The organism is Microcoleus sp. F10-B2 (assembly GCF_036704965.1).
GTDB lineage: Bacteria > Cyanobacteriota > Cyanobacteriia > Cyanobacteriales > Microcoleaceae > Microcoleus.
This window is the reverse complement of record NZ_JAUBTB010000062.1, coordinates 33,469-46,359: the sequence shown is the minus strand read 5'-3', so window position 1 is coordinate 46,359 and position 12,891 is coordinate 33,469. Positions and strand designations below refer to the sequence as shown.

At 44.5% G+C, this 12,891-nt stretch carries 17 protein-coding genes and 2 pseudogenes; 12 read left to right on the top strand and 7 right to left on the bottom strand.

All coding sequences use genetic code 11. The features are described from left to right. Window positions 1–205: 205 nt before the first annotated feature. On the bottom strand, window positions 206–685 hold the full coding sequence (locus QUA99_RS22370; RefSeq protein WP_333241015.1) for a hypothetical protein: 480 nt from the start codon (window positions 683–685) through the stop codon (window positions 206–208). 82 nt (window positions 686–767) lie between these two features. On the opposite strand from QUA99_RS22370, the gene petN reads away from it, so the two are divergent. The 3 genes and pseudogenes from petN (at window position 768) to QUA99_RS22355 (ending at window position 1,783) form a co-directional block, all read left to right on the top strand. Then, window positions 768–857 (top strand): cytochrome b6-f complex subunit PetN, encoded by a 90-nt coding sequence (petN, locus tag QUA99_RS22365; protein WP_071883976.1) that lies wholly within the window; start codon window positions 768–770, stop codon window positions 855–857. 91 nt (window positions 858–948) lie between these two features. After that, on the top strand, window positions 949–1,548 hold the full coding sequence (locus QUA99_RS22360) for a DJ-1/PfpI family protein (RefSeq protein ID WP_333241018.1): 600 nt from the start codon (window positions 949–951) through the stop codon (window positions 1,546–1,548). A 45-nt stretch (window positions 1,549–1,593) separates the two neighbouring features. Further along, window positions 1,594–1,783, top strand: a pseudogene (locus QUA99_RS22355) (DUF167 domain-containing protein). Between the two features lie 233 nt (window positions 1,784–2,016). Here QUA99_RS22355 and QUA99_RS22350 read toward each other — a convergent pair. Beyond that, window positions 2,017–2,907, bottom strand: coding sequence for an ABC transporter permease (locus QUA99_RS22350; RefSeq protein ID WP_333241066.1), 891 nt, complete (start codon window positions 2,905–2,907; stop codon window positions 2,017–2,019). Between the two features lie 131 nt (window positions 2,908–3,038). Here QUA99_RS22350 and QUA99_RS33220 point away from each other — a divergent pair. The 5 genes and pseudogenes from QUA99_RS33220 to QUA99_RS22325 all read left to right on the top strand — a co-directional run bounded on the left by QUA99_RS33220 (window position 3,039) and on the right by QUA99_RS22325 (window position 5,252). Further along, window positions 3,039–3,524, top strand: a pseudogene (locus QUA99_RS33220) (DUF6972 family protein). Continuing rightward, window positions 3,487–3,744 carry a hypothetical protein gene (locus tag QUA99_RS22340; protein ID WP_333241022.1) on the top strand — a complete coding sequence of 86 codons (258 nt, stop codon included), beginning with the start codon at window positions 3,487–3,489 and terminating at the stop codon, window positions 3,742–3,744. Before QUA99_RS33220 ends, QUA99_RS22340 begins: the two are co-directional and overlap by 38 nt. Window positions 3,745–3,833: 89 nt before the next feature. Then, window positions 3,834–4,289, top strand: coding sequence for a hypothetical protein (locus QUA99_RS22335; protein ID WP_333241024.1), 456 nt, complete (start codon window positions 3,834–3,836; stop codon window positions 4,287–4,289). Then, the gene (locus tag QUA99_RS22330) at window positions 4,289–4,642 is read left to right on the top strand and encodes a putative toxin-antitoxin system toxin component, PIN family (RefSeq protein WP_333241026.1); all 354 of its coding nucleotides are present in this window, start codon (window positions 4,289–4,291) and stop codon (window positions 4,640–4,642) included. The genes QUA99_RS22335 and QUA99_RS22330 overlap by 1 nt, the downstream gene beginning before the upstream one ends. 127 nt (window positions 4,643–4,769) lie before the next feature. Further along, window positions 4,770–5,252 (top strand): DUF433 domain-containing protein, encoded by a 483-nt coding sequence (locus QUA99_RS22325; protein WP_333241028.1) that lies wholly within the window; start codon window positions 4,770–4,772, stop codon window positions 5,250–5,252. 10 nt (window positions 5,253–5,262) lie between these two features. Here QUA99_RS22325 and QUA99_RS22320 read toward each other — a convergent pair whose 3' ends face one another. Then, window positions 5,263–5,814: a hypothetical protein gene (locus tag QUA99_RS22320; protein WP_333241030.1), complete on the bottom strand. Its 552-nt coding sequence runs from the start codon at window positions 5,812–5,814 to the stop codon at window positions 5,263–5,265. A gap of 296 nt (window positions 5,815–6,110) precedes the next feature. On the opposite strand from QUA99_RS22320, the gene QUA99_RS22315 reads away from it, so the two are divergent. Beyond that, a complete protein-coding gene (locus tag QUA99_RS22315) occupies window positions 6,111–6,578 on the top strand; it encodes a hypothetical protein (protein ID WP_333241031.1) in 468 nt (155 codons plus the stop codon). Between the two features lie 184 nt (window positions 6,579–6,762). On the opposite strand, the gene QUA99_RS22310 is transcribed toward QUA99_RS22315, so the two are convergent. Further along, a complete protein-coding gene (locus QUA99_RS22310) occupies window positions 6,763–7,185 on the bottom strand; it encodes a hypothetical protein (protein WP_333241033.1) in 423 nt (140 codons plus the stop codon). Window positions 7,186–7,388: 203 nt separating this feature from the next. Here QUA99_RS22310 and QUA99_RS22305 point away from each other — a divergent pair, with 203 nt between their 5' ends. Further along, the gene (locus QUA99_RS22305) at window positions 7,389–8,789 is read left to right on the top strand and encodes an NB-ARC domain-containing protein (protein ID WP_333241035.1); all 1,401 of its coding nucleotides are present in this window, start codon (window positions 7,389–7,391) and stop codon (window positions 8,787–8,789) included. A 61-nt stretch (window positions 8,790–8,850) separates the two neighbouring features. Beyond that, on the top strand, window positions 8,851–9,438 hold the full coding sequence (locus tag QUA99_RS22300; RefSeq protein ID WP_333241037.1) for a Uma2 family endonuclease: 588 nt from the start codon (window positions 8,851–8,853) through the stop codon (window positions 9,436–9,438). Window positions 9,439–9,700: 262 nt separating this feature from the next. Here the strand turns inward: QUA99_RS22300 and QUA99_RS22295 are convergent, their stop codons facing one another. After that, entirely contained in the window at window positions 9,701–10,723 is a 1,023-nt protein-coding gene (locus QUA99_RS22295; protein WP_333241068.1) for an ATP-binding cassette domain-containing protein, read from the bottom strand. 496 nt (window positions 10,724–11,219) lie between these two features. Further along, window positions 11,220–11,408 (bottom strand): hypothetical protein, encoded by a 189-nt coding sequence (locus QUA99_RS22290; RefSeq protein WP_242716917.1) that lies wholly within the window; start codon window positions 11,406–11,408, stop codon window positions 11,220–11,222. 278 nt (window positions 11,409–11,686) lie between these two features. On the opposite strand from QUA99_RS22290, the gene QUA99_RS22285 reads away from it, so the two are divergent. Next, the gene (locus tag QUA99_RS22285; RefSeq protein ID WP_333241039.1) at window positions 11,687–11,875 is read left to right on the top strand and encodes a hypothetical protein; all 189 of its coding nucleotides are present in this window, start codon (window positions 11,687–11,689) and stop codon (window positions 11,873–11,875) included. Here the strand turns inward: QUA99_RS22285 and QUA99_RS22280 are convergent. Continuing rightward, complete coding sequence (locus QUA99_RS22280; protein ID WP_333241041.1) at window positions 11,872–12,795, bottom strand: histone deacetylase; 924 nt, start codon at window positions 12,793–12,795, stop codon at window positions 11,872–11,874. The genes QUA99_RS22285 and QUA99_RS22280 overlap by 4 nt on opposite strands. Between the last annotated feature and the right edge of the window lie 96 nt (window positions 12,796–12,891).

Below are 12,891 nucleotides of genomic sequence, written 5' to 3'. Positions count from 1 at the left end.
ATAATATTCCTTTTAAATGTGTGTGATTTGTGACGCTCCGACGACCACTTCATCATACCCTAGTTCAGCAACGCCAAAATTGAACTTTTGTGGAACAGGCCCGAAAGCCTGTTCCTAAAAATGCTGCGCCCGCCCGACCGGAAAATTGAACTTTTGTGGAACAGGCCCGAAAGCCTGTTCCTAAAAATGCTGCAAGATTTGGCACTCAAGAATCAAAGGGCTTAATCCACGATCGCCCCATTGCCCAATCCAAAACCAAACTCGCGATCGCGAACAATACCACACTCTCGGCACCGCGAACAGCAAACGGCAATAACTCCTGTAGGGCGGGCATCTTCCCGGGTTCAAAAAACAATCCAGCATCCAACTGTCCAAAAGCGCGCACCAACCCAAAAGCCAACACTGCACCAGATTTAAGCTGCGGGTTAACATCTCGGCGAATCGCATAGCGGTAAGTCACGCCGAACAAAAAACCGCCCAAAAGTGCGATAGTCCCTCTCAAGGCAAAATTTAGGTCAATTTCCCTTACCTGCAAACTCGCCAGAGAATCCAACCTATCCGCCAGAATTAAGCTATTACCAAGGGCGATCGCCCCAAAAGCCAGCAAACAAGACAAAGCAGCAACACTCCCTGCTTTCAAAGATTCTACCCGTTCAGCGGCACTAAAATTTGACGAGTCTTTCACAGCGCCCTCATTTCAAAAATGGCTCAAATTGACTTATCATAAGGTTTGGAGTCACTTTGTACAGTTTGTTCAATAAATAGCTATGGATATTTTGTCACTCGGTTGGGTTTCGGTGCTAGTTCTGTTCTCCTTCTCAATTTCAATGGTCATTTGGGGACGCAACGGTTTCTAGATTCCACAATAGCTTGCGGGGCAAGCTTTTTAACTGCCCCGCATTTTTTTAAACCCTATTTAACACACTCAAAATAACAGGAGTTGGAAACATGACAGCCAAAAAAATCTTAATGTTAGTCGGCGACTTTGTAGAAGACTACGAAGTAATGGTTCCCTTCCAAGCACTGCAAATGGTAGGTCACACCGTCCACGCCGTCTGCCCGGAAAAAGCCGCAGGCCAAAAAATTCGCACCGCAATTCACGACTTTGAAGGCGATCGAACCTATACCGAAAAACCCGGTCACAACTTCACTTTAAACGCGACTTTTGACGAAATCAACCCGGCAGACTACGACGCTTTGGTTATTCCCGGAGGACGCGCCCCAGAATACATCCGCCTCAACGAACAAGTGCTGCAAATTACCCGCTACTTTGCCAACAGCAAAAAGCCGATCGCATCTATTTGTCACGGCTTGCAAGTCCTAACTGCCGCCGGCGTACTCGAAGGCAAACGCTGCACTGCATACCCCGCTTGCAGCCCCGACGTACTCCGGGCCGGCGGCAAATATACAGAAGTTCCCGTTACCGACGCTGTAGTCGATGGCAATTTAGTCACCGCCCCCGCGTGGCCGGCTCATCCTAATTGGCTGGCTGAATTTCTGAAAGTTTTAGGGACAAAAATCGAACATTCAGAAAAAGTCGAAGTATGACTATTTTTCACAGTCAAAGTTAAACCGAATTCCAAACAGCAAAGCATCGAAGAACAACCCGACTGCAGCCTCACAGTACATCTCAAATCGCCGCCAGTCGATCGCACAAGCCAATCAAGAATTAATCGTGCTGTTGGCGAAAAAGTTTAAAGTGCCGAAATCGGCGATCAGCATTAAATCCGGTTTTTCTTCGAGAAATAAAGTTGTGGAAGTTCCAATCGAACCTGCAACTTAGAGTAATTCTCAAAATTAGCGATCGAGATACAGCGTATTCCAGATTGATGAAGTTTAGGGACAAAGGCTTTCGCCGTGTCCCTACGGGGATAGAATAATCTGGGGCGGTCTTCATAAATGTCGAATCTGCTGTAGGTTGTACGCAATATCTGTAGGGACACATATCGGCATGGCCGTGTCCCTACAATTGACAGTGCAGGTTAAACGATCGCCCGCTTATTTGCTGCGATCGCCCTAAGCAAACCTGCGTCTCAGCAGCGGTTGAATGCTCAGCAGCGCTACGACATCAAAGGCTAGCAATACTAACAGCGCTCCTCCAAAGGTAACGTTACCCCAAGGAGCTTGCATCACGACACTTGCTAGCGACCAATCGCTGTGCAGGTACAAATAGCGAATAGGTTCGATCGCATAACTCAGGGGATTGAGAGTCACCACAACTTGCAGCCAGTGAGGCATAAACGACAGCGGCGCGAGGGCTGTGCTGGCAAATAACAGCGGCAAGTTAGTAACAAAAATTACCGCTATTAATTCTACGTGACCGGGAAGAGCGAAGGCTAAACCCAAACTCAAGCCGGTGACGCCCAAAACTAACAGCAGGACTATTAGGGCGATCGCCCCCAGTCCGGCAATTCCGGGGAATCCCGCGCCCAAAAACGCTCCCGCCGTAACGATTGCGCCGGTTTGGATGAAACTCAGGGTGACGATGAAAATAGCCGAAGCCAGGACGATCGAAAATCTGGAAGCCAAGGGCGCGACTAACAAGCGGTTGAGAAATCCGAACTCGCGATCGAACATAATCGGCAAACCGGCATTGAGCGCCCCGGCAAATGCCGTAAAAACGATTACACCAGCGCCGAGAAATTGTCCGTAATTCTGGCTTTCGCCGAACAAGCCTGCGGGTGCATTTTCAAACAGAGCTCCGAACAAAACCAACCACATCAGCGGCTGAATAATGCCTGCAACTAGCGTCGAGGGGCGGCGCTGCAATTGAATAAACAGGCGCTTGGTTAAGGCGAGTGTTTCTTGGATGAAGTCGCCCAGCAGGGAACTGGAAGTGTCAGCGGATGCCGTGGAGAGTGGCCGCTGCTGGTTGAGGTTGTTGGGGGATGTAACAGTACCGCTCATAATTGCTTGTTGATTAAATCTCACTATCTTTACAGTAGCAAGTCTGGAGGTATTGGTGGTGTTGGGCGGGCGATCGGTCTTTGTGTAGGGTTTTGGTAAACTGAATGTCCTGTTACCTGTCTAATTAGTTGATGAGTGGCATTAAACGCGAACTAACACCAGACGCTAGAAGTAGTTTATTTGACAAACATCTTCCCGGTACGTCACAGGTGGAACGACTGCTAAGGAAAGAGGGAAAAGCTCATGTTTTCAATGACAGAGCTACACTAGATGCAGTGACGGAAGCTATTATAGACAGAGGATATCTGACAGGAGTTGAGGATGAAACCGATGACTATAGGCTTTCTCAGAAAGATGAGGTACAAGTTTAGATTTTAGATTTTAGATTTTAGATTGGGGGATTGGGGGATTGGGGAATTGTTAATTAATTCGTGAATACCTCATCTTTCCGAGAACCGCTGTATGAACGTTATGGACTCTACTTTGACGATGCGATCGGCTATCAAATTAGATCAGATGGTAGTCGTATTCCCCTTTATTACGCTGAAATAAAAATTATCAAAGGAACAGATAAATATCATGTTATCCCACGCACCAGACCTCGCCGAACAAATTAATGATTGGGAATTTATCGAATTGTGGGTAGATCCGATTGTTTTTCCGCCTCGTATTTTGATGTTAGTGAGTGGAAAGAATGGATTTTTTTGTATTTATGACCCATCAGCAAACTATAAGTCTCTGTTTTTAAGCTCAAGCTATGATGAGGCTCATTCATGGCTTTTGGAAGATGAATATGAGCGCTGCGATGGTCGGCTTTTAGCGGAAGAAGTTTGTTAAATTTTTCATAGTAATATAGTGCTAAAATTTAGCATAAGCTATCATCAACGATGCTAAATAAAAAAGTGATTTACTAGGAGGATTGGCTGATGTCATTAAGGGCGATCGCCACTTTGGTCGAGATGATGGAATCTCTGCCGGAAACTCTGCAAGATAGAGTCGTCGAACACCTGCGAGAATACATTCTGAAATCAAATATTACAGTTCCTGTGAGTCCCGGTGGTAAGTTAGAAATTCCCGCTGAGATTGAGGCTCAATTGAAGCCTGGGGATCGATATGCAGTTACAGTGACAGGGGATAGTATTGTTTTTCAGAAGGTAGCAGGTTTCGACTGGGAGGAACTGCGGCGGCGTAGAGAGTCTTTACCCGTCGATCCTAATCCGATCGCAAAGGTAGCAGGTTTCGACTGGGAGGAATGGGAACGGCGAATAGAAGCAGCGAGTCCAGATCCTGATGAGTTAACAATGGAAGAAATTTGCGAACTTGTGCGGGAAGTGCGTCGGGAGAAACGTTCTGAAAAAGAGTCGCACAAATCAAAATTGTAGTGGATACTAATATCTTTGTGTCAGGCTGGCTGTGGGGAGGTATCCCAGCTCGTTTATTCAGATTAGCTCGAACTCGTCAACTCATAATTTGTGCTTCTGAACCAATACTAGCAGAATTAGAGAATACTTTGACCAAACAAAAACTCCAGGCGAGATTACAGTCTTTGAATTTTACCGTTAATGGTTTAATGAGCGGAACACGAGAGTTAGTGGAGATTTATCCGATTTCTACTGTCAACGTGCCTGAGTTACGAGATGCTAATGACAATATTATTTTAGGAACTGCGATCGCTGCTGGTGCCGATGCAATATGTTACGGGCGATCTGGATTTGTTAGTGTTGCAGGAATATGAGGGGATTCCTATTGTTACGGCTAAGGAATTTTTGGAGCGTTATTTTCCAGAAAATTAGGGGCGATCGCGCTTGCTGTGACAGTGCTATGCTAGATAAGAGAGCGATCGGAATAGGGAGGAAAAAATCTTGTCAACTATCACCGATATAGGAACTCTAATTAGCCGTCAGCCTGACATACATGGTGGCTGTCCAATTATTGCCGGAACGGGTGTTACAGTCCGGCGCCTTGCTATTTGGTACAAGAAGCAAAGTTTGAGTGCAGAAGAAATTGCCGATCGCATCGGGCATTTAACTCTCACCCAAGTCTATGCAGCTTTGACTTATTACCATGCTAACCGAGAGGAAATTGATGCTGACATTGCGGCGGAAGAAGCAGAAGGATCTCGAATAGAAGCATTGATTTGCAAGGGTCAGATTCAAAAGCACCCCGCCGATATAGCTTTAGAAATACCAACACTAGCCGACTATCCCAGTCGCCGAGAATTTATGCAATTGCCGCTAGAAGAGAGACGAAATATTCTAGCAAAACAAGCTGAGGTAATGTTGCAACATTACCAGGAAGATAGAGAATGGCAAGAATTAGAAGCAGGAGATTTAATTCACTCCTAAATACTAAAACTCAAGACATCAACTCCTGCACTTCTGCTAATGGTAAATCTAACGCTTGTGCGATTTGTGATGCGGTTAATCCCATTTGTGCCAAGTGGGGGACAGTTTCTAATTTAGCTTTTCGTCTGGCATTTTCTATGATATTTTCCTGATTTTTGGTCGGATAATTTTTTGTATTGTCACTTGTATTATCACCGCCAACCAATTCCAGATCCTCTGGTGTGTAAGTCTTAGAAGTCGGCGTAGAATTAGAACAAAAATTGATATTAAAAGAATTAGGAAATTGTAAACTTGGAGAATTTTTTATGACAATCCTTTCAATTCTAGCACGCACATTAGCTCTATTTACATCTTCACCCAAGGTTTTAGATAGAATACCCCAGAGTTCGTAGGCTTCATCTTTAGCATGACCAGGAGTGCAATTATATTCCTCAGCTATGTCCTTATATTTTTGTCCCTTAAGTACACCTTTAAGGATCGCCAATTGCAGAGTATCAAGCTGCTTTCCAGTTTGGGCCATTATTAGTTCGTCTATATATTTAAACACCTCTTGCACGTCCATAGTTGGGGCTTAGGATTTTGATGGTCTAGGACACATCCGCCATTATCCGCCATTATCCGACTTTTGTAAAGTATGTTAATAAAAGCTCCGCCTTTTTCCGCCTTTTTCCACCTTGCTCTTTCTGGGAGGTTGCATTAGCATCTATATTGGCAGTTACCTCTCCAGACAAAAAGCAACAGCAAAGTGAGGTTAAAGGCTATTATAAAACCTTGGACACTTTGGTGTAGGGGGTAAGTCTTGCACAATTTAAAGTTGACAATAATTTAGTCTACTTAGATATTTAGAGAGTATTCACTATGTGGAAAAAAGTCTTATCAGCAGGAATTATTTTAAGCTCTTCTATGCTCCCCTTTGCCCCAGTAGAAGCAAGACAGGCTCAACTACAATGTGTGAAAGTCGCCAGTCGTTTTGACTGGGAAACGTTTAATGGTTCTATTGTTGTTGGTAGAAAAATTTATAATCCTGATGCCAGACTTAGTTTGAGTGACCCGTACGAACTAACTTGTAAATTGTTAGAAAAGGTAAGTGTTGCCAATGTGAGTTTAGCTATTCCTGATACTTCCGAAATTCAAACTGTGAAAATACAAGTCTATATCGAGGGCAAGTTAGCTAAAACAGTGAATGTTGTGCGAGGAGTTGTGACTCCTTTTTCTGTTGATCTGCGGGGTGTTACTAATTTTAGTGTAAGTTATGAACAAGTCGGTTATAGAGGCTCAGGCAGAGACGCTAGTATTTACGCTATTCAAAACTGGGACTATAATTAATAGAGGGTTTCGGCTTTGCTGAGATGGCAGTGATCGCCCGTACTTCCTAAAAACCTAAATCAAACCGTTTCCCACAATTATGAATTGTTGAAATAGTTTTTTTTGATAATTTAAATATATTAAGGTGGTTCTTTGGCTAATAATTAATTATTAGCCAAAGAACCACCTTGATTTCTGGCTTGGTTCAATTATCTTTTATATTTAAGTCTTTAATAACAAAAGCATTTTGCAGATCGCCATCTCCTTTATTAAACTCTAAATATGTTAGTACCCAAGTGCCATCTGTATAACGAGAGAATTTTGCTTGCCCTGGCCCAGAGTAGTTGACTTGTTTTTGTCCCTTGGTAAAATAATTATCAACTAGAAATTTTAAATTTGAGACTTGCAATGTTGCCACAGCACTACTGTTTGAGTCTTCTCTAACACCCATTACTTGGATAGATCCCTTAGAATTTCCCCACTTGTCTACCATTCTTTGTGCTTTACTTGTGGAAAGTGCTTGAGTCTGCGTTATTGCAGTACAGCCGGTAGTTAAGTTAGATAATACTACTGCACCAGCCAGGTAAGGCAAAATAATTAAACTGAAAATAGTCAAATTTTTGCTCATTGTTTTGAGTAATAAGAAATTAGGTCTAATTTATTTTTGAGCATTTATAGAGTTGTGTCAGTAGGAAAAAGTAGGGAATTACATAAATTTTTCCTAAAGTTACTCCTTTATAAAGATAGTAAAAAGTATTATTTAGTACCTTATGATTGCCAAAAGTAGCAAAAAATGGGATAATCGTCAAAATTTCCCCATCTACCTAACCTATGGACGTTCAAGAAGTTTTGAAGTGGGCAGACGAGCTAGTGTTTACCAAAAAGGGCAAACACTTAAGTAGTTTGCAGGAAACAATACTAACTGGCGTTTGGTCTAGTCAAAAATATGGGGAGATAGCCGAAACTTGTAACTGTACTGAGAACCATGTTAAAAAAGTCGCCTCAGAAATATGGCAGCTATTCTCAGCAACGTTAGATGAAGATGTGAATAAATCTAATTTTAAAGCTACATTAGATAGGATGGATTTCTCTAATAATATTTCTTCTTTTTGGAAAGATGTATCAATTGGTAGCATGAATGTCTGCACAGAAACATCCAACCCTCCAAAAACTCCACAACACTCACCCCCTGCACAAACCTCAACTGAAGACGACACCCAACAGAAACCGCGACTCGATTTAAGAGATGCACCGGAGCTCAGAACATTCTATAACTACCCCAACTCACCCCTCACCGCCCTCGAAAACTCGATCGCCCGCCAAAACTGCCGCCTCCTCACCATCACAGGCATGACAGGCACCGGCAAAAGTGCGATCGCCCGTAACCTCATCCCCCAAATTCAAACTCAATTCGATCGCATCATCTGGCGCAGTCTCCGCACCTCCCCACCCCTCGAAACAACCCTCAAAAATATTATTCAATTTATCTGCGATCGCACCGATATTAACTTTTCCACAAACACGGATGATCAGTTGTCAATCCTAATAGAAACTTTGCGCGAAAATCGCTGTCTCATCATCCTAGATGACGTGCAGCAAATTCTCAGCAGCGGGCAACTTGCAGGAAATTATAAACCCGGATATGAAAACTACGGAACCCTATTTAAACTCATCGGCGAAATTCCCCACCATAGCTGCTTAATCCTCAATAGTTGGGAACCTCCCTCAGACATCATCACATTCACCGACGATAATTCAGCAGTACGTTCATTACAGTTAACCGGTTTAAGTGAAGCAGCAACAGAAATTCTTAGACAAAAGGGTTTGTTGGATGAAGAAACCTGGCCAGAATTGATTAACCTTTATCAAGGTAATCCCCTCTGGTTAAAATTAGTCGCTCAAACCATTAACCACTTATTTGGCGGTAGAGTCTCTCACTATTTGAGTTATCAACCAGTATTTTTAGGTGACGAATTGACACCGATATTGCAGCAGCACTATCAGCGGTTGTCGGAAATAGAAAAACAGGCGATTTCGCAACTTAGTAATGAAATAGAACCTGTTTCGTTTCCCCAATTCATGGCAAAATGTCAAGGTTCGCAGCGCGAATTATGTCAAGCAATTCAATCTTTAGCAAGACGGGGAATGATCGAAAAATTGAGCTATGAATCTGAAATAGTTTTCACGATCCCACCTGTGTTAAAACAGTATGTTAAAATGGTTGCAGAATAGTCTTAAATATCTAGCTCAATGAGATAAAACCACGATCGCAACTCCTACCAAACCTAAACAAATGCTCACTTTCGATCGATTCATCAAGCAACTTCCAGATGAAGACGGACGCTATGAACTGGTTAATGGAGAAATTGTCCAAATCTTACCAACAATAAGACTGCACGAAAATGTAGCGGATTTTATTGAAAATACGTTTCACGACGAGGTAAAAAGACTCCACCTGAATTACAGGCTATCTGGCAGAATTGTGGTGAGGACGTTAACTCCAAATGGTAAAGAACAAGGCCGCCATCCTGACGTTACTGTAGTAGACAAAACTCTCTGGGAGTCGCAGCCCTTCGCCTATTCAGCACTAACAGAACCACCACAATTAGTTGTAGAAGTTGTCTCAACAAATTGGGAAGATGATTATATCGACAAGCTGGATGAATATCAGCGGCTGGGAATTTCTGAATATTGGATTGTCGATTATTTAGCTTTGGGTAGCAGAAACTATTTGGGCAACCCGAAAGAGCCGACTGTTTTTGTTTACCTGCTTGATGAAAATGGCGTTTATCAAATGACTGCTTACCGAGGGAGCGATCGCATTATATCCCGAACTTTCCCAGAATTAGCGCTGACAGCAGAGCAAGTGTTAGATGTATGATATCAAATCTGCCGAAAAGATAAGGATAAAGTATTGCTCATTGGTTTTCGCTTCAACCGAAAGGCCGCCAGGGAATTAATTCCCTGGCTAATAGCTAAAGTCCTCTAAAGAGGACTAATGAGTAATGATTTCTTCAGTCCTCTTGAGAGGACTTTAGCTTTGAGGCAGGGGTTTCAACCCCTGACGGGATCTGGGAAAGAGCGTCTCGAACAGGCAAGATGCCTGTTCCACAATAATTATTGGAGAGGTTTATTAAACTAAACTACGATCGCATCGCCTGTTTTTGCTCCGCCTTCAAATCGCGGTTGCTAGCAGCAGCCAACTCCGCATCCAACAGCGTCTTACCAGTCGCAGCCAAATACACATCATCCAAACTCGGCCGAGATTGAGCAATCCCAAAAGTAGGCAATCCCGCATTTTTTAAAGCTTGCTGAATAGTCACCAGCGCATCGCTTTGCGGTGTTACTACTAAATTGAGAGAATTTCCTTGAGCCGCGTTGACAATTACTTCCTGCACAAAAGGCAGCGATTGCATCAGATTTTTAGCTGTTTCGGCTTCTTCGATCGGCGAAAACTCCCGAATCCGCAGAGTCACCCGATCACCTCCAACCCGATTTTTCAACTCCTCCGGCGTACCCTCAGCAATCACCGTACCCTTGTCAATAATCGCCACGCGATCGGCCAAAGCGTCAACTTCTTCGAGATAGTGACTCGTAATCAACACCGTCGTACCTTCCTCCCGCAAGCGCCGCAGGAAATCCCACACCACCACCCGGCTTTCAATATCCAGCCCGACAGTCGGTTCGTCTAATACCAAAACATCCGGCTGGTGCAGCAATCCAGCAGCCAAATCCAAGCGTTTGCGGATACCGCCGGAATAAGTACCCGTCTTTTTATTTTCCCACTCTTCCAAACCGAGGAGTTTCACCATTTCGGCAATCCGCCCTTTAATCGTATTGCGCGGCAAATGGTAAAGCGCTGCTTGCAGTTGCAGGAGTTCCCGCCCCGTCAGCACCTTATCGAGAGCAACTTCTTGGGCGACGTAGCCGAGTTTTTGTCTGGCAATTCTCGGCTGGCTGACAGCAGAAATACCAGACACTTCAATGCGTCCGCTGTCTGGCGATGTTAAAGTACAAAGTACCCGCAGGGTTGTGGTTTTGCCTGCACCGTTGGGGCCTAGCAAACCAAATATTTCCCCCGGTTCTACCTTGAAGGAAACATCTTTAACGGCTTCTACATTGCCGTAGCGTTTCTGAAGATTTTCAATTAAAACGGCGGGAGCCATATATTTTGGGGATGAACAGGTTGTTAATATTTTGACACTTCCGGGCTCAAATTGCCGGAATGTTCGATCGACCAATGCGACTCGCTGTGCTTGTAACGATAGCACAATCGTCCTCAACGGGAAACTGCTGATAGTTTTGATTTTCGATCCCCGTTTAACAAATATCAACTTTATAGCGGTTCCCAACCCCTAGCGCATCAGTCTTTCCCAATTTCTAATCTCACATCTCCCCTGCAAAAAATTATGAGTTTTGAGTTTATTATAACTTCTCAGTTAAAAACTCAAAACTCACAATTTTTCAACAAGTAGAGATGCACCCAAAACCTGTTATTTTATAATTATCTCTACCTATAGACTGATGTTTAGCGCGCTTTTGATAATTAACACCGTTGTCAAACACATCTAACTTTCGAGCCAAGTATTAAATACCGAAAAAACTTCCCGAGGTGGCAAGTTCTACTTTTAGATCCCCTCCAGAAAGTTGACTGCTGCGTCTTTAATCGACAATTTTTACCCAACCGCGGCGCACGTTGTACAGCAGTCGGTTGATGATGGCATATTCATCATCATTCAGTGTTCTTTCTAAGAGGGCAGATCTGAGCTGTCTCCGGTCGTGGCGAGTCACGACACTGGAGAACATGACCTGACCAAATAACTCTTCGAGTGTCATTTGGGATACTGACATGATAAACCTCCTAGTTGATTGAGACAGATAAAATTTTTACAGCCTAATTGTAATCCTATTATGCTCTCTGCGAGCGACTCCAAAGGCGATCGAACACATTGACACGGTGTGATTTTTTGGCTAAAAATCTGTGACCGAGACTTTGATGCCAAGTGACTTGGATCTCTTAAATTTGTGATGTTTGTCACGCAAGTCATTCGATTTTAGATTTTAGATGCAAGGATTTTGGATTGACCGCACGGATAAATTCGGGGGCTTGAGGATTTTAGATTTTCGATTTGGGATCGATCCCACTGATCGATCGCGTGGCGGGTACCACCTTTGAAATTCGCTTGTCAGAAGGAAGAGGGAAAAAGGCTATCAAGCGCGATCGCCAAATAATCGCTTCGCTGATGCCCTCAAAAGCTCTGAATCGGTTTCTAACCGCTTGTCAAAGTCATTTTCCCCTCTTCCAATTTTCCAGCTAATTGAGGCATCGGTCAATAGTTGCCACAACCGACTCGGCCAACTCTTTGAGCGCGTAACCCCCCTCCAAACCAAAGGCGATGCGGCGGGTGATTTGCAGGCAGTATCCGGTGAAAGTACCGTAATCTGACGGATCCAGAGTCATGCTAGCCAAGGGATCGGACGCAGTAGCGTCGTAACCGGCGCTGACAATCAACAAATCCGGTTGAAAGTTTGACAAAAAAGGCACGACAAGAGATTCAAAGGCGCTCAGGTATTCAGCTATGCCGCCGCCCGGATACAGGGGAATGTTCAGCACGTTGTCGTAGGCCCCGCGCTCGTCGGTATCTCCCGTTCCCGGATAGCAAGGAGATTGGTGCAGGGAACAGTAGGCAATTTGCCGGCAGTTTTGCACCAACGATTGAGTGCCGTTGCCGTGGTGCACGTCCCAGTCGAGAACGGCGACGCGGTTGATTCCCGGCTGTTCCAGGGCGTAGTGAGCGGCGATCGCAGCATTGGAAAACAAGCAAAAACCCATCGCGCGGGCGTTTTCGGCGTGGTGTCCCGGCGGCCTGGCCAGCACAAAAGCCGGTTCGCTTCCGGAGATCGCTCGATCGACCCCATCGAGCCAAGCACTCGCCGCCAGCAGCGCTACGTCGTAACTTTCAGCAGAAATCGGCGTGTCGCCGTCGAGATAGCCGCCTCCCCGATTAGCCAAATGTTCGACTTCTTTGATGTATCTTTGGGCGTGAACTTTTTTGATAGCCCCGAACAGTTCTTGTTCGCGCTGCGCCACTGGGGTGGGCAGTTGCCACTCAATTTGAGCCGCCCAGGGAGCAGCTTTCAGAGCATTGGCGATCGCCGTTAAACGTTCTGGTCGCTCTGGGTGAAGCATTCCAGTCTTGTGCAGCAAGAAATCTTCGGAGTAGATGACGGGTAGCATCAGGAGATTTTAGATTTTAGATTTTAGATTTCAGATTTCAGATTTCAGATTTCAGATTTTAGATTTTAGACTATTTTTTCCCCTTCACAAAGCAGC